We start from the raw sequence: 22,361 nt of genomic DNA on the forward strand, positions 1-22,361 counted from the left end.
GTGCGCGACAGTGACGGTGCCGTAGAGCCCGAGGGGGACAGTGCAGTGCGGCCTGACGGCGGCGAAGTTGCTCGACCTCACGGGGAAGGTGCCGTACGGCCCGACAGCGACCGCGCCGCGCTGCGCGATGGTGATAGTGCTTCCCGGCACGAAGGCGATGACATGGTTCGCCCTGACGGCGATGGTGCTGTGCGTCGCGAGGCCGACGGCGTTGTGCGGCCTGGGGGTGACGGTGCTGCGCGGCACGAGAGCGATGGCCCGGATGGCGACCGTGCTGTTCGGCCTGAGGGTGACGGCGTGGCGCGCGCCGAGGGGGACAGTGCGGTACGTCCCGAGAACGAGGGCGTACGTCCTGACGGGGATGGTGCGGTTCGTCCACGCGATGAAGGGGCAGTGCGCGCCAAGGGGGACGGCGTGGTGCGGGCAGAGGGCGATACTGCTGCGCGTCCCGATGGTGAGGGTGTTGTACGTGACGGCGGTGACGGTGCCGTGCGTCGTGGCGACAGTGTCGACGAGGGCATCGCGCGCGCCGCCGACGACACTCCGGTGCGCTCCGAGCCTTCCGACGTCCGGCATGCGACGGATCCGACGGCACGGGCGGACGGGGCGCATCGGGGTGCGGATGTCGAGCCTGCCAAGTCGCATCGTGCCGATGATTCGGCGCGGCGGGAGGAGGTCGAGGCGCGGCGGGAGGCGGCGCGGCAGCGGGCTGAATCTCTGGATCCCGCAGCGGCTTTCGTGCCTCAGCCGGTGGCCGAGCCGCATACTCATCGGACCGCGGGGGATGCGCCTGCGGATAGGTCTCGTGAAGCGGCGGATGTTCAGCAGCGGCAAAGGGGCGATGAGCCTCGGATTCCGGAGCGGAATCGTGGTCGGTGCGCGGAGTTGTCGCTGCGGTTGATCAAGGCGCTTACCGGGAGTGCGGCGATCAGGTTGCCGGAGCGGGTGGTCGGGCTGGACGGGATGACGGCTGCGGAGGTGCAGACGGCCGCGGGTGGGCAGTTGCGTTCGTATGACGGTCATGCCGAGATCGCGCGGCTGTTGCTTTCCATGCCGGAGGGGTCGTCGGCGCTGGTTGTCGATGAATACAGCGGTCCGGTCGACAGGTACAGCGTCGGCGCGCACGCGTATGTGCTGGTGCACGAAAACGGCGGGATCGTGGTGCGCGATCCGGGGGCGGGCCGGGTGGAGGGCTTCCCGCCGACGGTGCCGCGCGAACTCCGTGGCACGTATGCCATCGCCTTCGACCCGGCCGGAAATCCGCTGCACCCGCTCGGTTCCGAGCATCCGCTTGCAACCGATCCTGGGGCCCGCATCGGCCGCTCGCTCGATGCGCAGCCCGATCAGGTCCGCGAACTGTTGCGCCAGACCGAAACCGGGCGACGGATCGCGGCGAGCTTCGACAACAGTCCCGTTCGCGACGGATTCGAGCCGTCAGCGGGTGACGGCCGGTCCGGGGTATTCCGGCGAGCCGAGCTGACCGCCGTCGCCTTCACCTCGGGTGCCGATCATGTCCAGCAGGCGCTCACCCTGGCCCATGAATCCGTGCATGCCGAACGGTACGTCCAGGGCCGAACCGGTGACGTCCGGGGGATGGCACGCGACGAATTCGTGCGCACCATGGTCGACGAGGAGGCCGCGGCAACGGGCCGACGCTTCCAATTGGCCCAGGAATTCCGGGATCTCGGCCACGACATCGATGTGCACCCGCTCGAAGACACCTACACCGCCGCCTACCGCGCCGCCGCCGAACTGTTGGAAGGTGATGCGTCGCTGACCCCAGCCGAGATCCGCCAGGCCGCACATAAGGTCGCCGTCGATGCGCTGCGCGGGGAAATCGCCACCTACGAATGGCGAAACGGCAAGAACTACACCGATCACTACGGCGACGCCTGGGATCGTGTGCACACCCCCACTGCCGAACTCCCTTCGGCCGCACGCGTGCACGACACCACCGCCGATATCGCGGAAAACATGCGTACCGGGGCGCTCGACCGCGAGTCGGCCTTCCGCGACCTGCGCGACACCTCGGAAGAACTCACCAGGCGCGCGACCGCCCTCGGTCTCGATCCCACCCTCGCCCGACAGCCGCTGCAACGCCAGATCACCGACCGCCTGCAGCGCATCACGAATGAACTTGCCGGACCTGATGTTCCGCCCGAGCGGCAGGCCGAACTGCGTACCGAACAACACGATCTACGCATCCTCGCCGACCTGGCCGACCAGCGTCAGCATGCTCAGGCGACCTACGATCACCGCGCCGACCAGGTGGCAAATGCGGCGATCAAAGAGGTTCTCACCCAACATGTACGTGAGAACCCGAATGCACGAATGCTCAACGAACACATCGTGCATATCCCCGGAGAGCCCGACCGGCTGATCATCGCGTCAGGCACCGATGACCACCAGCGCGTCCTGCGCGATGCCCAGCAGCACCCGGAAATCCGCGAATTGCTCGACGGGCCCGAGGCCGTGCGCGAGCACCTGAACGTCGAGGCGGACCAGGTCGGCCGCATCAGGATCGAGCCCATCGACGAGCCGTCACACAACCAATTCGATCGCGCCACCGATCTGACTCCACTGGACCGTGCCGGTCAGGCGGCCCAGGAACGCATCGCCCGGATTCGAGAACAGTTGCGGGAGACCGAAGTCGGCCGCTGGGCCGACGAGGTGTTCACCCGCTACGACGTCGATATCGTGCACGAGTCGAGCGCCGACGACCGCTACTACCCGAGCCGCCGCACCCTCGCCCTGGATGTCGGCGCCTCCGATGCGGCACAGATGGCCGCCCTGGTGCACGGCGCCATCCACGTCGAATTGGCCCATGCCCGTGAGACTCCCGGCGGTGCGCAGGAACGCATGCGCCTGCCGCGCGAGAAATACATCGCACGCATGCTCGACGAGGAAACCCGTGCGCACGCGCTGGAAATCGTTGCGGCGAAACAACTCAGGGCCGCCGGACACGATCTCGCGGAAACTCCGCTGGAGCGCGCCTATACCGCGGCTTACGACGAGACCCGAGCCCGAGCGCACGAAGAGAATCCAGAAGCGCCCGCATCAGAACTCGATCGAATCGCCAATGATGCGGGCCTGGACGCCATCCGCCCCGAGGTGGCTCGACACCGCCCCGAGCATTCGACCGAAACCCATGCCGAGTTCTACGGCCACGCTTGGGATGACGCGCACGGCATCCGCTCGTTCGACGATATCGTCCGCTCCGCCATCGCTTCCGGCGAGCGTTCGGTCACGGTGCTCAGCGAGGGGTCCTCGGCGCATGCCGCCAGGAAGGTGGAGCTGGTCACCTTCAACGATGGCACCGAACTGATCCGCAAGACCGTCATGAATCCGCGCCACGCCGTCGCCGAGCGGTTGGCGTCGCTGCTCGGTCGTACTATCGGTGCGAATGTGCCCGAGGTTTTCCACGCCAAATCCAATGTCGTGTACATGGAAAAGTTGGCGGGACATGTTGCGGCCGAACGACATCCCCAGTTCATCGATGTGCACGAGCTCGGTTACGCCGATACGGTCGCGGGCCGTGCGCTCGGTCTGCTGGACGCGCTGATCCGGACTCCGGACCGCGACGGACAGGGCTGGATGATCGGCCCGCAGGGCGAGGTGCTCGGTATCGACCACAGTCGTGGTTTCGAGGAGAGCGAAGCCGCGCGAAATGCGTTGAGCCCATTCGCCGAACACTTCCTGCGTCGCAACGGTGACAGCATCGAGGTCATCGACCACCATCTGCCGCGCGCGGTGGTCGACGCGATCAGCGAACGCGTCGCCGCGTTGCGACCGGAGTTCGACAAGCACGGTCGCGGCCAGTGGCACGACACGGTGATGGCACGACTTGCCGAAATCCGTGCGCACGCCTCCGATCTGCCGCCCGAACACGGCGATATCGCAGTGCGGCCGGAGGATTCGAGCAGGCACGACGAGGATTTCGACGACCGCCCGAACGCCTACACCAACCGGTACGGCGGCGACAACCAGCACGGCATCCACGGTCGGGTCGACGCGGACGGCGTACTACGCGCGACGGTGCGTGTCGGTGACGGCACGCCGACCGGGCGCGAAATGTTCCGGGACATGATGCGTGAGCTCGGACATCAGGTGACCGAGATCCGTGCCGAATGGAATGCCGACGACCGGGTCCGGGACAACCTGGACACCTTCAATGCCGGTGTGCAGGAGCTGTACCTGACTCCGGAAGAGGCGGCGCGCAACACCTTCACCGGCAAACTTGCCGTCGAACTCGGCTTCACCGAGGTGAGCTTCGACCACGATGCGATGCGCGGCCGGCCGGGCGAATACGAGAAGGTCGTCGCGCATTTCAGCAGGCCGGAGACCTCGGTCCGACCCGAAGCGCCGGGCGACGGGGCGGATTCGCCCGAGTTCCGGCCGGCCGACGACGGTCCCGAACCGGACGCCGGGGCCTGGCAGGTCCGGCCGCGGGATATGACCGGTGGTCCGGTGTGGGAACTGCTGGGACGCAGCGAAACCGGACGCGAAGCAGCCGACGCGCTGCGGACCGCCGGTGTCGCGGTGCGCTTCGAAGGTGGCCGGCCGGATTCGTTCAACGGCCGAACCATGGACGTGTCCGTCGAAACCCATGACCGCAGCCAGCCCGCCCAAGCGGAGGCGCTGGTACGTGCGGCGGTACTCGCGGATGCCGTGCTGTCCGGTCGGGTCGAGGTGGATCCGGCCCGTATCCGCGCCACCGACCGCGCGGATTACGTTGACGCACAGCTGCGTACGGAAGCAGCGGTGCTCGGCAGGCAGGCCGAGTTCCATCGAGAGCTGGGTGCGGCCGGATATCCGGAACCGGCCCCGACCACGCACGGTGTTGCGGATTCGGCCTACACCCGCGCCTTGCATGAGCAGTATCTGACTGCCCGCGACGCGGCTGTGGCCGCCGCGGATCCCGGCCTGGGCGAGCACGAACTGCGCCGAATCGGTCGCGAGGCGGGCATCGATGCGCTGCTGTCCGGCGATATGTTCGACTCGCCGCTGTATCCGAGCGAGGGCGCGAGTCTGCGAGATATTCACGGCGGCATCTGGGAAGCGCACCAGCATCCGGACGGAATGTACGAGCCGACCTCCGCGGAGTCGGACCGTGAACTACAGCGCCTTGTCCGTAAACACGCCGCGCTTACCCGGGAACTGCGGGCGGTCGAGAGCGATTGGGATCGAGCCGTCCGACGGTTCGGCGCCTTCGACCCAGAAACGCACCGCGGCGATCGCGATCTGTTCGAGCGCGGCCGACAGGCCGTGGCGGACGACAGAATCCGCCCAGTAGGGCGCGGAATGAATTCCGAGCGCCCCGCGCAGGTGCGCGCACTGCATGAGGCGACTCGCCGGCATGTCGAGGTCGAGGCGCGGCGCAACCATCTGCTCGATGAGATCGCGGCACGGGTCGGTCAGGAAGTGCTCGGTACGGAAGTCCTTGCAGGCGAAGGATATTGGGCAAATGATCGAGTCGCGGTGCTGCCTGGTGAGCCGCTGCGGGTAATCGTGGTAGACGGACGCGGTGATCATGCCGCGATCTCGCGTGTGGCGGCGGATCGGGGCAGTGATCTGCATCGCGCCATCCGCTACGGCGATGCCACCGCGGAACGGCTGCACGTCAGCGTCGACGATTCCGGTGCCGTCCAGGTGCGCCGGGAGCCCGTGGATCCGCGCGCCGACTGGGTCGACGCTGCCGCAGCGGACGTGCGTGCGGAGGTAGACCACCTGGTGGCACCGCGACCGCCGGACGAACCCGCCGCGGCATTGCCGGACCAGTCGATGGCCGACACCGCGCAGGTGGCGTCGGACCGGCTGCGGCGCATCCTCAGGGGCAACGAACTCGGACGGTGGGCGACCGAGGTACTGGCCAGGCACGGGGTGGAGATCCGTTTCGGCCTCGACGTGGATTCCACCCTCTACGACGGCAGACAGCAGCGCGGCGTCGACGCCGGATACGATCCGGCCTCGAATACCGTGCTGCTCGGCCTGACCGATACACCGTCCCAGCATGCGGCGGAAGCGATTCGGGCGGCATACCTGGCCGAACAGCTCGGCGACGGTCCGCTCGAGCGATTCACGCTCGGACGCGACGAATACGTCGATCTGATGCTGGATCGCGAGGCGGTGGCACAGGCAAGAGCCTTCGAATTCGATAGGTGGCGGCAGTTCGGGACGGAAGCGTCACCGGCTCCGGAAACGTTGCTGTCCAGAGCGTATAAGGACGCCTTCAAACAGGCGGAGCAGCAAGCCTTGCGGGCCTACCGCGACAACCGTGAGGTCGCGGACAGCATGATCGATGCGGCCGCACACCATGCCGCCGCGCGTGAAGTGCGAAATCGGTTGGTGGAGTTGGGCCCGCGCGTCGACGGCGGTGACCTCGCCGCGTTCTACCGGGCTCAGTGGGACAGTGCACACGGAATCACCCGTGCGCCCGGCGAGGGGCCGCCGACATACCACACCGACACCCCGGCGATCCGGGATCAGCGCAGCCGTCAGTACGCGGCGGAGATCGAATCCCTTCGGCTGCTGCGTGATTCGGGCCGTTTCGTGCCGGTCGGTCCGGCCGAACGCGCGTACGCCGACGCCTACGACCGCGCCTATCAGCGTGCGGAGCGTGCTGCGGCTCGCTCGAATGATCCGGCGATCCGGCCGGAGCGGGCGGGTTACGAGGCTGGGCGCGAAGCGCTGCGCAAGTACATCGACAAGGTCGGTCTGGAACCCGCCGAGGTCGCGTTCGATGTCGCTCGGCACGCCGACGACAACGTCGACGACTATCGTCCGTGGTCGGATACGACCGAGCCGGAAACCGGGCATCCGGCCGATCAGGACGCATCGCCGCGCACGATGAGTTCCGAGGAAGCAGCGGACCGTGTACGTCGCGCTCTCGACGATGAACTGGCGCGGGATCCGGGTGGCGCCCGGCGCACCGACCGGGTCGCCCAATTTCCGGGCGACCAGCCGGTGGGACGCGGACGTCTGGTTGTGGCGGCACCCGAAGGCCAGCACATGGACGCGCTGCGCGAACTGGCCGCGACGCATCCGGAATACACCAGTGTGCTGTGGGACGGCACGCAACGGATCGAATATCTGCAAGTGGGGCCGGGTTCCGATGGTCTGCACGATGCCCGGTTCATCGACGCCGACGCTGCCGAGGGGTCCTACCGCCGTCCGACCGAAGACGAGGCGGCCACCGAACTACTCGCGCACTACCTGCGCTACCGCGCCGCCGGACAGACGGATCTCGGGTTCGATGCCTGGGTGCGCCAGCTCGGCCCGGATGCCTTCAATACCAGGGAGAATGCGTCCCCGAACCTCGAGGGCAGACTGCGTCTGGACTTCATGGCCCGTGGTTACGAACTGGCCGAAGCGGATCCGTCGATCGGCGAGCCGCATCCGGCGGAGGTGACGCGTCGGCTGCTGACGCGGCAGGTGGTCATGCCGGAATCCGCTGATGCGGCGAGGCGGGAACGTCGCTGGCCGCAGTTCAGTCGAACCGAGGTGAAGACGCGGGCGTGGGACTTCCCGGTCACACTGCAGTCCGATGGCAATGGCGGCTGGCGGGTGGCGCCGCCCACCGGAGATGGCAGTGCGGGCGATGTGCTGGCCAGGCAGTTCCAGGGCATGTCCGATACCGATACCGGGCGGCTCGGGGAACGGATAACCCGAATCATGCTCGATGGCTCGGCCGATCTGTACGACCACAGTGCGCCGAAGGGCCTGCTGCGCAGGATTACCGACCGACTGTCGTTCGGAAACCGGTCGGAGCAGGGTGATTCCGCACCGCGACCGATCGATCGGCCACGCCCCGGCGACGATTCGTTCGACGCGCCCGAATTCCCACCGGCACATCCGGACGATGGCGCACACGAGCGTCAGGCCCAGCAGCAGCGACAAGACGTGCTGGATCGGTTGGCGGCCGAGAATGCGGCGGCGGTGCGCGAGCGCGACGAGGCAAGGGCCGCAGGCGATCCGGGGCGCATCGGGCGGGCCGAGGAGCGGGTGGAACGGCTCGATGAGGCGATGGCGATCGCACTGCAGCGCGATGCGTTGTTGCGGGCCGGTGCGATACCGGTCACCGATCGGGTCGGTGTGGTGCCGGGTGAGCAGGCGCGCGTGTTCGTGGTCGGCTGGGGCGACGGTGATCCGGTTCGCGTGCTGGACGATGCGGCCGCCCGGCATCCACAGCTCGCGGAGTTGCGCGCCGAACCCGGCACGGTCGTGCGCGAGCTGCGGATCGGTGCGCAAGGCGAGACACGTGTGCTGCGCATCGATGATCCGGCGGCGCAGCAAAAGGTCGAGCGGCCCGCCGAGGGGGGTGGCGGCGGTAAGAAGCCGCCGTCCGAGCCTCCCGTCCCCGCCGGGACGCCCGGCGATCCGGAGCACTCGCGAAATGAGAACTCCGGCAACGGATCCGAGGAGACGTCAGCGGGACGGCCGTTCGCGCCGGCGAATCCGGACGAGCCGCGCCGCGTCGTCATCGATGCCAATGGCGAAGAGGTGCCGCTACAGGTGCGGCCCGACGACGAGGGCCGCTGGCGGGTCGAAGCTCCCGAAGAATCCGGAACACCCGCTCGCCCAGCGGATTCCGAGCCGCCCGAGCAGAAATCGCCACTGCGCCGAGCGTGGGAGCGGATTCGGGAGAAGATGCGGGTGCGTGGTTATGTGGGCGACTACCCGAAGTACCCGTCGGGTTCGGGTGAGGACCGCCGCGGTCAGAATGCGCTGAAGGATGGCGTCGAGCATGCGCCGGACCTCTTCGAATCGCATCCGAATGCGCCCCATCCGCCGCAGGCGACACCCGGGCACGAGACCGTTGCTCGACCGGCCCCGGAGAGTGAAGGCGGGGGCCTCAATATGGCCCGAATCGCCAAGGAAGGCTGGACCGCCTGGCGTAACCGGGAGCATCTGCCGATCCTGAACAGGTTCTCCGGTCGGACCCAGGATGTGGCAGGCGATTTCGTGGTGCCACGCACGCCCGATGGCGAGGAATACCGGTTCTGGGTCAGCGATGCCGATCCGGATCTGGTGCGCCAGACCGTCACCGAACTGCTCGAGGTCGAGGCCATCGCGCCGGAAGAGGCGCGGGCGGTGCTGGAAGAGGCACTGGCCGTTGCCGATCCGGAACAGCGGCAGCGGATCATCGATGACCTGGAGAACTTCGGTCTGATCTCCGACGAGGAGGCCAGGGCACTCGAGCACGAGCCGGCGCATCCGGAGCCGACCACCGAACTCGATGGTCCGCCACCGGAAGACGAATCACTCACCGATAAGGCACACCGGCTCGGTTTCGACCTGCCCGACGAAAGTCCGGAAACCATTCGCCGGATGCTCGACGAGCAGGAATACCGGACGATGCGTGAGGCGGCCGCGATCGCGGGCCTCGCGGAGGCGGCGGATCGCTTCAACGAGGAGGTCACGCGTCCGTACGTCGATGCCGACCTGCTGGGTGACTCGGCGCCCGAGCTGCACGGTCGACAGCCGGTGGCGGGGGAGATCGAGGATCCCGATGCGCGGCGGCTCGATGAGGACGAGGACTACTACGACGAGGACGAACCGACCACCGGCCCCGAATTGGGCGCGCCCGATGCGACTGGCCGTCCGGTGCCGCTGGCCGATCAGGTCAGCATTTTCGACGACAATCCGATGGGCCGTTTCCTCAAGGAACTGATCAGCGCCTTCGACGGTGATCCCGGTCTGCAGAACTTCCGGCCCGTCGGCAATGGCGCCGACCCGCTGCGCGAATGGGGCGATATCGGCGACGGCCAGGAACTGGGCCGCGACCAGGGGCCCAGGGTGTTCTTCGAGCATGCCCTGCGCCGCGACCAACTGCGCGACGAGGCGTCCACGTGGGCGCAGATGTTCGGCTTGGACCTCAACGATGTGAACCCGCGAAATCTCGATGCCACGCTGCGCAGGCTATGGGCCGAGAACGATGCGCGCGCGGCCCGGGTCGCCGAATTCGCCGACGCCGCCGAACCGCATCTGCGTGCCGGAGAGCAGGAGCCGGTCGGGGAGGTCCATGGCGATCAGGTCGCTCGGGTGCCCGTCGGGGAAGGCGCGCCGGACCGGCTGGTGGTGATCAATGGGCCGCTGGACCGGGCGGATGCGCTGGCCAGAGCGCTCGCCAATGATCCTGCCTTGGCCGATGCGCTCAATCGCGGTGAGGTCGAACTCGATTACCGGAACGCGCGCACAGATCGCGTGGGGCAGATTCATCTGGATCCGGTCGAAACACCCGAGGTGTACCACCATCGGGAGACGATCGATGGCCGCGAGCTGGTCGTCACGATGGTGCGCGACAACGACGGTCGATGGCGCGCCGTGCAGGCACCTATCGAGGAGCCGACGAGCCATTCGCCCGGCCACGAGAGCGATGCGGCGCCGCGCACTCGCGCGGAGATGGTCGCCGAAATCGTCTATCTGGCAAACGAACTCGGCCTCGGACCAGAGGCGCTACATCCGGATCGGCTGGCACAGACCATCGCGGAACTGAAGCTGGCCAATGCCCTGCGCGCCGGTCAGGTCGAGGCGCTGGCCGACTTCGCGCGCACGATGAACGAGATCGAGAACTTCAACGATATCGGCGATGCGCGTGGTCAACTCGCGCATCGGCTCGATATTCCGGAGTCGGAGCTCACGCCTCGACGAGTTGCCGAGGCGCTGGCCGATCCGGAATGGCGCAGCGCGCGGCGCGAACAGCAGTTCAAGGATCTGGCCGACTATGCCAAGCAGTTGCGGGATATCGATCTCGGCGCCGTCAACGCTGCACGCGATCGCCTGGCCGCACAGCTCGGCCTGGACAGTTCGGAATCGTTGCAGCCAGCCAAGATTCGGATCGCCGATGACGGGCAGATCCTGCGCGGACTGGATGCGAACGGACTTGATCCGGCAAAGCTGCGCAAGGTGATCGCGGGCCTCGAAGGTGACGGTAAGCACGATCAGGTGGTCGACGCGCTCACCGAATATATGCGTGCGCTGATCGATGTCGATCCGTACTCCGATGTGCCGCGGGGCGACCTTTCCGCCGATCCGCGGGCCGCCGGCGAACCGCCTATCCATGAACTGGCTTGCCTGCAGGCGTTGCGTGAACTCATCACCGAGGCAATGCAATCCGGCGATTCACTCGGTCTCGGGAGTGTGCTTGCGGACCACCCGGGCCGCGCCGACGGCGCATCCGGCGAGGGGCGTGGACGGCCCGAACCGAATCGCGACTGGGCCCGGCTCGTCGGTGTCGATATCGCGGGTGCCGACGATGCGACCTTCCGTAAGGTGTACGAGGCCTACCGCGATGGAAAGATCGAGAAGCACGAAGGTCTCAGCCCCGCCGAACTGACCGCGGAGCTCGGCCGCATGCGCGCGGAGATCCAGACTCGCGCCGAACAGATCAGAAATCTCGCGGCGCTCCTCGACGAGTTCTACGACGCTCCTAGTGAGTTGGCTGGTGCGCCCCGCGGGTTGGGTGGGCCGGATGAGGACGGACCCGATCCCGCCGCCACACCGTCCGCCCCGCCGCACGACCCACCGGACAGCCCAGCCTCCGGCGCGAAACCGATTCCCGTCCCGGATGCGGCGGACGGCGCTCGTGATACGAATACCGATGGGGGAGAGCCGAAGTCGTCGGCCGACCCGACAGAGCATCCAACGGTGCAGGCGGAATCGCGACCGATCGTCGACGAATGGTCGTCGCGCAGTCCGCGGCAGGTCGCGAAGGTGCTGGCGCGGCGGCATTCGATCGAGGTGGAGGGGTTCCGCCGCAAGGGCATCGATCCGGAGGTGGTTCGCGAAATCGCGCGAGCGGTGGACGAAATGCTGACCAAGCATCCGGAGATGAAGCTCGCCGGCGTCCGCATCGAGCCCGGCGACCCGCGCCATCCGCAGGGGGGAGTCGCCTACGCGAGCACCAGTCCTCGCGTCGGCGCGGATGCGCCACTGGCCGAACGGCTTCGGCAGGTGACCCCGTCGATCGTCGTGCTCGAGGAATCCGCGCGCGGACAGTCATGGGGGTCCGACGAGGACACGCTCGCCTCGAAGACGAGTCGCGATGGAACCCGGATCATCGGTGCCGACCGTCCGGTGTACGGCGTGATGGTGCACGAACTCGGCCACGTACTCGACTTCGCCGGACAAGGCCGCGCGCAGCGGCGTGTGATGGATGCGTTGCGGGAGCACTACCTCGCCACCCGCGAACACCCCGGCGAGACGGACTTCCGCGCCTGGGTCGACCAGCTCACCCGCTACAGCTTCGACGGTGACAACCTGGACCCCGGCGAGGCCCTCTCCGACGCGTTCCGTGAAGTGGAGCGCTACGGCGACGACGCCTCCGAACCCGCGCAGGTCCTGTATCGCCTGCTGGTCGACGAGGCGCGAGCGGGCGAGTCCAGCTCCGTCGAGTACGTCAACCGAGCGCCGTCCGTGCCGGTCGAACTGTGGCCCGGCGGATCCGGCAATGCCTCGCCCCATATTTCGGAGCCACCGTCCGAGCCGCGCCGCGCTGAGGCCGGGAAGCCGCCTGATCCGGCTGGCGCCGACGAGGCTTCGCACGGTCTGGAGCCTCCACCGCCGGAACCGGATTCGGCTGATTCGGAGCCTCCTGTCGATGCGGCGTCGACCCGTGATTCGGGGGATGGCGAGGAGTTGTTCCATCAGGATGAAGACGCCGAGTATCGAGCGTTGGTAGACGAACTCGATGAGATGGTGCGGCGTCTCGAGGCGGGTTCCGCGGAACCACCGCGGTCGGATGGTGTGGAGCCGGTTCGTCCGGAAGAGGCGGGTCCGGATGAGGCCACCGAACCGGTCGCCGAAGCCGGTGGCGGGTCGAAGAAGCCGCCCGCCGACCCGCCTGCCCCGCCGACGTCCGAGCCCGAGGAACCGTCGGGTCGCAACCAGGATGGTGAACAGAGCGGCGCCGATAACCGGCGTGAGGGCACGGAAGCAGAGCCAGGGGCCGAAGCCCGGACCGGACCGGAGCACCAGGAGGCGGTCCGGGCGCATGCGGATGCACTCGCGCGACGCGATGCGCTGGCGGCCCGGATCGCGGAGCTGGCCGACCGACTTCCAGCGCAGGAGGATGCGGATGCGTGGACGCCGCGCCGAATTCGAGCGACCGTTGCAGAATTCGCCGGGCGGCGACTGCTTTCGGATGCTGATCGCGCCGTTGTAGCCGAATTGGAGCGGCTCGCACCGGAATGCGCACGAGTAGATGCCGAGGTCGGCGAGCTCGCGGCACGCATCGGATTGGTCGACGAGTACGACCGGCTGCTGCAGGAGCGACGAGATCTGGTGCGCGAGCGCGAGTTCGTGCGCGCCAAGGCCAATGAGCGCGCCGCCAATCTGGGTCTGGACGATTCGACCGAATGGGTGCGCCGGGACCCGGATGCGCGCGACGAGGCGATTCAAGCACTGCATGCCCATGCCCGGACCGATGTCGTCGACGTGCTGGGTGGCCTCGAGGAGGCGAACCGGCAGGTGCGCAGTCCGGTCGAGGCCGGCGAGCAGGGACGGCGCGAAGAGGCGCTGCGCAAACTCATTGCGGCGACCGAGGACTTCGAATCGCTCGACGATCAGGTCCGGCGCGTCGATCAGCGGCTGTCCGAGCTGGAGGACCAGGGCGTCGCGCGGCACCGCCCGCCGTCGGAGGAGGGTGTTGCCGAGATCGATCGGATGGCGCGGGAGCGGGCGGAGGAGCTCCGGCAGATCAAGCCGCGGCGGACCATGCGCGACGATCTGGCCGTCCGGCTCGGTGTGGTCGATGCGTCGGGCAATCCGGATGAGGTTGCGCTGCAACCGGATCGGCTGCGTAGAACGATCACCGATCTGCGATTCGATGCGGATGACGAGGTGCGCGACGGCACGCTGTCTCCGGATGAGTCGGAGGCTCGCCATCGTGAGATCGACGGACTCTTCAACGCCGCCGACGATGTGAACCAGGCGCACAATCGGATCGGTCGACTCCAGGACGAAATGGCCGGAGCCGCGGGCGTATGGCGGCAGCAGGTCGAAGCCGAAGGTGGCCGTATGGTCACCGACCGTGTCGGCATCGTGGCGGGGGAGCGACCCCGCATCATCGTGCACGGTCCGCGCCCCGATCCGGCGGCACCGCGCGCAGATCACGATCGGGCCCTCGCCGATGCGCTGCGCCGCGATCCTGCGGTCGCCCAGGCGATGGTGCGTCCGGAAACCCGCGTCGAATACCGCCAGGTGCTCGCGGATCGCGAGGGCAATACCCGGACGTTGCGAATGCCGCCACCGGATATCCGACGACTGAGCACCGGCTGGCACAACGGCAGACGTATGGATATGACGTCGTGGGTCGACGCCGAAGGCACTGTGCACCATGTCGATCCGACTCGCCCGGATTGGGTGGGCAATCGAGATGCCGGGACCGTGCCGAAGAAGTTCACGCCCAAGGATCCGCCGGACGGTGTCAGCGGCTGGGCCATGGAGGATGTCGTCAACGACATCACCCTGCCGACCGATCACGTTCCGCCGGGTGAGATCGCGGAGAGCACGCTGCCGGTCAATATGCCGCAGGCGCCGTCACGCTACGACACGTCATCCGTGCCGCCGGGCACACCGATCTTCGAACAGCACTGGGGCGGTGACGCTTACAACATCACCCGGCTGATCCTGATGGCCGCGCAGACGCCGAAGCATCCGGCGGTGAAGGCCTGGATCCAGGCGCATCCGGAGATCGGTGAGTGGGTGCAGGCCCGGCCGTGGCTCCAGAAGATTCCGCCGTTCGGCACCGTCTTCCGCAACTACGAGTGGTTCGCGGGACCGGAGCGCAATATTCAGCCCATGCATCGGCCGTGGGATCCGGCCGAACACGGTAACCCCGCGGATCGGGTGGAGATTTCCGAAGGGCTGCAACGGGAATGGGATCGCGACGTCACGAACTGGCGTCGCGTGCAGGATTGGGCCGATGCCGAGTACGAGCGGTTCCTCGCCGACGACAGCGATATCGATCGGATCATGGACGGGCTCGACGCCCACCGCCGTGCCCAGCAGGTGGCTGCGGCACGGGATGTGGTCGGGACCGTGCAGGACAGGCTGGTAACCGCGGATCGCGGTATCGACCCGACCCGCGATGTCGATGCGCAGTTGCTGCGGATGCAGGACGAAAACGACCGTGTCGCAGACGATTTGGCCGACCGCTTTCAGGTCGATGACAGCGATGCGATACGCGACACCATCGCCGATATTCGCGAGCTCTTGCGCGCGGGCGCCGATCCGGACGCGATCGCTCAGATCCTGGCCCAGCACATGCGCCACGACGTACCGGGTTTCACGCGCGCCGAGATCGAGCAGATCAAGAACCACCTGATGGTCGACGAGCATCTGGTGCGCGATTACAGCGATCCCAATGGCGCGTATGTCCGTCGCCCGATGGATCGCCTCGCCGATGTCGCCGAGGCATGGAACCGGTTGACGGCGGGCGAACCGCTACCCCAGGACCTGGTCCTGCTGCAGGATGCGCGCGCCGAATCCGACTTCCTGCGCGCCAATCCCGGTGCCACCTGGCGCGCCGCCAACACCCACGCCATCGGCCTCGGCTTCCACTGGGACGCGGACCGCCCGCCGCTCACCGACTGGCGCGCGGGCATTCCCTACGCCGTCGACATCGTCGCGCCTGATCCGTCCTGGTCGCCGCCCGACCAGCACGGCGGCCCCGAACTGCCACCGCCGGATGCGCCGCAGTTGGGTGCCCCGCCGCCGAAGCCTGATGCGCCGAGTTCCGATGGGAGTGCGCGACCCGGTGCGGAGCCGGAATCCGTGCCGGAGGTTCAACCGGAAGGCACCGCGCCGGGGCGGGATGCGGCCGCTCGACAGGCCGAAATCGAGCGTATCGCGGACGAATGGGCAGCGGCGTTCGTCGCCCGTGAAGACGCGCGCACGGCCCTCGACGAGGCTATGGCCGACCCGCGCCCGGAACACGCAAACGAACAACAGGCCGCCGCAGCACGCCGATTGGACGAGGCCGACGCAGAACTGACCCGGCTGAACGAGGAACTGAGCCGTGCGGTCGCCAACGACATCGCGGAAACCGAAGCAACTCATCATGATTCGCCGGATACGCAGCATGTGCGTGCACGGCAGGATGATTCGGGTACCGATACCTCGCCCGTAGCGACCGGTGACGGTGGTTCAGGGCTACCGCCCCAAGATCCCCCGACCCCGGCATCTCCGGACGAACCCACCGATCCGGTTCAGCGAATCGAGCAGGCCCATCAGCGTGCCGAGGCCGGTTTCGACGAGTTGCAGCGCCGCATCGATGGCTGGCATGCGGAAGCGTTGCGGGAGAACGAGCAGCGCCATGAGGAAGCACTCCGATCACTCATGGACTCCGCTCCGCCGCCATTGTCGGACCCACCGCTGGACGTGCCGACATCAGACGATGCTGCCGGACCGGATGGTTCACCGAGCTGGCACACGGACGGCGAATCCCTCGACCCGGTGCGGCGAATCGAGCAGGCACTGCAACGGGCTCAGGCTGGTTTCGATGAGTTGCAGCGACGCATCGAGGCCTGGCATGCGGATGCGTTGCGGAAAAACGAGCGCCGCTATGAGGAGGCCATCAACTCGCTGCGTGAGCCGGAGCCGCCGGTGTGGCGCGACGATTCATCGACTCCGGTGCGGCGGATCGAGGAAACGTGGCAGCGTGCCGAGGCAGGATTCGATGAGTTGCAGCGCCGGATCGATGCATGGCATGCGGATGCGTTGGCAGAGAACGGGCGTCGCTTCGACGAGGCGATGCGTGCCTTGGTTGATCCCGGCCCGCAGCCGAGTTCTGATCCGCCGGCTGCGGACCCTGTTGCACGGCAGCGTGAGCCGCTACGTGAGATCGAAGAGATCCGCCAACGCACCGCCGCTGGGTTCGATGAGTTGCAGCGACGAATCGATACGTGGCATGCGGATGCGCTGGCGGCCAACCAGCGCAGGCATGAAGAAGCCCTCCGGGCACTGGCTGAGCGGCCGCGACCGGACGATGGTGCCGAGCAGAGCGATCTATTGCGCAGAATCGACGAGCTTCGCCAGCGCGCCCAGGCCGGGCTGGATGAGTTGCAGCAGCGGATCGATGCCTGGCACGAAGAGGCTTTGGCGGCGAATCAACGCAGGTTCGACGAGTTCAACCGCTGGTTGAATGCGACGGTGCCGGAGGGGGATAACTCCGACGCGAGTGGTCGTGCGCCGGAGCCCGGCCAGGCCGATTCGGGTCCGGCGGAGGCGGGTGGTGATGGGGGATCGCAGCATCCGCCGCAGGAGCCGCCTGGTCCGGGGCAACCGGAGCCGGGTTCGGGCGGTTGGCCGCAGGATGGGCCCTCGCGGGTACACGAGCCTGTCACGCCGGAATTGCGTGACGCGCTGCCTGGTTTGGCCGCACGAATTGCGGGGACTGCGGCTGCCCGCCGGGCCATGGAACCGGGCATCGCCGAAGGTGCCAGGCGGCTCGGAATCAACCCCGATGGTTTGAGTTCGCACGAAATACAGCGTGCCGTCAACGATTTGGTGGGCGCGGCAGAGGATCATGCTGCCGCGATACGGGATCGTGAAGGCGTCCCGAGCCATGAGATGGTGCAGCATTTCGCGGACCTCCGGGCCGCCGAGCAGCACGCCGCCGAGGTCAGGGATGCTGCCAGCGCATTTCAGGCCGAGCTGCGCCGCCATATCCAGGCGGTTGGCGAGGAGAACGTGGCTCGACAGCGCACCGCCGTGCTCGCGTCTCGTGACGTGCTGGCCGGGGAACAGGCGCATATGGTCGCCGAGGGTGTCGGAATCGCACCTGATGGGCAACGCGTAGTCGTCGCGTCGCCGTCATCGGCACCCGAGCAGGTCATGCCTGCCGAGGTTCGCCGACAGCTGACCGATCAGGGCGTCCAGGTCGACTATCTGCACGTCGTGGTCGATGAATCCGGCGTCATCACCGTCACCCCGATCCGCCCGCCCGACGAAGGAGCGGTGCCCGCCCGCCCGACAGGTCCGCCGGAGACACCGGGTTCGGGTTCCGCAGCGCCGCCGGAACACGGTGCGGCACAGGCGGATCCGACCCAGGCATCGCGCGAGACGCCACGCGCCGATACACATGGTTCGGATCCGAGCCGATCCAGGCCGCAGGGTCCCGCTGTGGACGGTTCGGATCCGACACGGTCAGCGCCCAAGACACGGGACGCCGATGCCGATGGTTTGGATCCAAGCCGATCCGCGCCGGAAACCCGGGGCACTGATGCGGGTGGTTCGGATCCGAGGCGACTTGCGTCGGAAACTCGGGGTGCCGATGCGGGTGGTTCGGATCCGAGGCGACTTGCGTCGGAAACTCGGGGCACTGATGCGGGTGGTTCGGATCCGAGGCGACTTGCGTCGGAAACCCGGACCACCGCCGCGGACGATTCCGACACCACGCGCTCCACGCCTGAAACACGAGATGCCGATGCCTCGGAGTCGGCCTCCGGAACCACGCTCGACAGTGCACAGCATTCGGACGCTCTGACCCCTGAGGTCCGAGCCGAACTCGAGCGGCTGCGTGCGGAGCGTGCCGTGGCCGCCGCCGATCGCGAGGAATTGCGCGATCTCCGCCGACTTCGTGCCGAAGGACTACCAGTCGATGTCGAGCAGGGGCTGCGGCCAGGCCTGCCGTTGGAGACGACCCTCGACGAGCTGCGCAACCAGACCATGCTGGTCCATGAGCAGGCCGAGCGGCATGCGCGGATCGACGCACTCGAGCGTGCGGCCAACGAATTCAACCGTGCCGATGCCGAAGTGGCGAGGCTCGATGAGGCGATCGCGACGCTCGAACTATCCGGAACACCGGAGGCCGTGCACGCCGCATTGGTGCGGGAACGTGCCGCAATGGCCGCCGAATGCGAGTTCTGGCGGGCCAAGCGCAATGACCGCGCCGAACGCTTCGATATTCGCGATCCCGATCACGCTCTGAACCAGGACAACCTGGAGCCGACGCTGCGGCAGCTCAGCGGCGATATCGTCGGCACCAGGGACATTGCGGGCACCGGCGACGAAACATCCAGGCCGGAACCGGAATTGGTCGGCTCGGCCGAACGCACCCAGCGCGAGAACAACATCTTCAAGCTGCAAGATGCTGCGGAACGCTTCAACGAAGCCGATTCCGCCCTCGCCGAACTGGATCGGCGTATCGCCGCACTCGAGGGTGCCGATGTCATTGCACACCAGCCGCTGTCGCCAGAAACACGCGCCGAGCTCGACCGGCTCGGTGCCGAACGCGCCACCGAAGTGCTCGCCGGCAAGCCATGGCGCGGGATGTGCGACGACCTCGCCGACCGCCTCGGCGTGGACCGAGATGCATTGGGCCCCACAGAGATCGACCAGACTCTGCGTGATGCGGCGAACCGTCTCGTACCGACCGAGGAGAACACCAGGCAACTGCGACTGCTGCGCGAGGCCGCCGACCGAGTCAACCAGGCGGACAACAGAATCGGCCGCATCCAGGATCAGATGGCTGAACTGGCCGGAGCATGTCGCGACGTCGTCGCCACCGAGGGTGCCAGGCCGATCACGGATCGTGTCGGCCTCGTCGAGGGTGAACATCCGCGGATCATCGTGGTGGCCCCGCGCGGCACATTGGAGCATCCGCACGCGGGCCACGATGCGGCGCTCGCCGATGCGATCCGGCGCAATTCCGCAGTGGCACAGGCGATGACCAGACCTGAGACGCGAATCGAATATCGCGTGATCATCGCCGAGCGGGAGATGCCGGTGCGTATCGCGGACCTCGCGCCACCGCGTCGCGACTATCTCACCGCGGGCTGGCGCGAGGGCGCGCCCGGCCTCCACCTCACCCGGTGGCAGGACGGAAATGGTGACTGGCACCCGGTCAATCCGACCCGCCCGGACTGGACGACCAACCGCCGAGGTCCCAGGGTGCCAAAGGCATTCGAGCCGCGTGTACTTCCGGAAGGCGTCAGTGGTTGGGCGGTCGATCCGTTCCAGTCGTCCATTGTCGACCCGTTCCTGGATCCGCCACCGGGCGCGATCGATGAGGAACTGCTGCCGCGGATCCCCGGCATGGACCCACTCGATCCGGGTGTGCCCACCTTCGAACCGCCGATGGCGGGCGTGTTCTACAACACCATGCGCATCGTCCTCGAATCGGCGAAGCTGTCCGGATTCACCTGGTATAGCGATAAGGACCATCCAGGCCGAATCAGTCCGGGATTCAAGGGACATCCCTACTTCCGTCCGCGCGCGGCCGATGTGCAGCCGATGGCGCGTGAATGGGATCCGCAGGATCGGGTGCCCGATCGCGGCGAGTTGTCGGAGGAATACAAACAGCGCCAGCGGGATCAGGAAGCGGCGTGGGCGCGCGTGCAGGACTGGGCCGACACCGAATACCAGCGGTTCCGTGCCGACGACAGCGATATCGACAGCATCGTCGATCACCTCGCCGCGCATCCGGATGCGGAAGGTGCGGCACGTGCCGTGCGGGCCGCGGAGATCGTCGATCAGATCGCCCGCAGACTCGACAGCTCCGGCGACCTCGATCCGATCGTTGACGCGCTCACTGGCCACCTGCGGGACGAACAGCCCGGTGACGCAAGACGATTGGTCGACAATCTTTGCGACCAGCTCGGCAACCTGGGTGCCGACCGCGCCGAATTGACCAGGTTGGTCGCCGACCGACTCGACAACTCGACCCCCGCCTTCACCCATGCCGAGATCGAGCAGATCAAGAACCACCTCATGCGCGATCCGTATCTGGTGCACGACCCGAACGACGGCATCCTCCGTCGCCGCCCACTCGATGCCGTCGCCGATGTCGCCGAAGCCTGGAACCGCCTGATCGCGGGCACCCCGCTGCCACAAGACATCCTGCTCCTACAGGACGCCCTCGCCGAATCCAACTACCTGCGCCACAACCCGATCGCCGCCTGGCACGACGCCAACCAGCACGCCATCCGCATCGGCTTCGACTGGAACGCCAACCGCCCGCCCCGCACCGACTGGCGCACCAAAATCCCGTACGCCCCACCCCGAGTCGACCACCAACCCCAACTCCGTCCACCCGGACTTCCGAATCCAGACGCCCCCCTCGCCCTCCCCCCAACCGAACCCCACCCAACCAACGAACTCACCCGACCAGCACCGGCCGAAACCCCCGCCCCAACTCCGCCCCCCGACGGCTTCGAGTCGCCGCCTACAACGGAAGTACCTGCGGTTCACGAGGATTCGGAACCAACACAGCCGCTGACCACCGACGAGAGCTCGGCCACTGATCCGGGCCCGCAGTACGGTCACGATCTGCCGGAGACCGCAGACAGTCGCGATCGCGCCGACATGTCCGATACCACGTCCCATAGTGATCGTGAGGGCAAATCGTCCGCGCCCGAGGTGCCGCCGGTTCGCGAAGGTACGCCGCAGGTCGCCGACGACCACTCGACCACCGAGCCTGGCCCACAGGGTCAGGATGCGCCGGACAGCGCAGACGGTAGTGATCGTGTGGACGAGTCCTCCACTGGCACAGAACCCGTTGGCAGGACTGATGACCAGCAGTTGCTTGGGAACGCGCAGCGTGGTGATCGAGTGGACGAGGGGGAATCGTCCACCCCGGAGGAACCGCCGGTTCGCAACGGTTCGGAACTCGGCGACCCATGGGACGACAACTCGGCCACTGATCCGGGCCCGCAGTACGGTCAGGATGCACCCAACGGTGCAGGCAGTCGTGGTCGTTCGGATGATGAGACTTCTGAAGGGGCAACGCGTCCCGAGCAGGGAGGTGCCGGCGAGTCGTCTGACGCGAGGGCGCGGCGCGGGCGTGCTGGTGAGGGGGAATCGTCCGGCGGTGCCTCGCGTGGTCGCGCGGGCGATGGGGAGGCGGCCGGGGAGGGCGGGAGTCGTGGCCGTGATGGAGGTTCGAGCGAGGGTGGGGCTCGGTCGAATCGGGGTGGCGGGCAGGAGCCGCCGGAGGGGCGGTCGGACTCAGGTGATTCCGAGCCGTCTCCGCTGCCCGGCTCGGTGCTGCGCTCCCATATCCCACATCCGCCGAGGCTGAACCACGAGTACGAGATGCCCGATCCGCCGAGTAGGGCACCGTTCGATCCGACGTGGCCGCTGCCGAAGCACCCGCCGAAACCCCCGAAGCCACCACATCCACCAACGCCGCCGCAGCCGCCTGTGCCGCCGCGTGAGCCGCAGCCTCCGGTGTCGCCGCGTGAGCCGAAGCCGCCTGTGCCGCCGCGTGAGCCGAAGCCGCCCAAACCGCCGGTCCCTCCGAAGCCCCCGCTTCCACCTACATCACCGGTTCCGCCTCCGCCACCTACTCCTCCGGTGCTACCGCCGACGCCGGTGCCGCCTTTCCCGCCGACGCCGCCGGTGCCGCCGACGCCGGTGCC

The 22,361-nt window shown here is 67.6% G+C and carries 1 protein-coding gene and 1 pseudogene; one reads left to right on the forward strand and one right to left on the reverse strand.

What is annotated here, in order from left to right; all coding sequences use genetic code 11:
- Nucleotides 1-645: hypothetical protein (locus ON44_RS52150; RefSeq protein ID WP_218007715.1), on the reverse strand; the 645-nt coding region annotated here is incomplete at its 3' end.
- A gap of 240 nt (nucleotides 646-885) precedes the next feature.
- On the opposite strand from ON44_RS52150, the pseudogene ON44_RS36180 reads away from it, so the two are divergent.
- Nucleotides 886-22,361 (forward strand): annotated as a pseudogene (locus ON44_RS36180) (hypothetical protein); the annotation flags it as partial.

This window comes from Nocardia vinacea NBRC 16497, from assembly GCF_000308835.1.
GTDB lineage: Bacteria > Actinomycetota > Actinomycetes > Mycobacteriales > Mycobacteriaceae > Nocardia > Nocardia vinacea.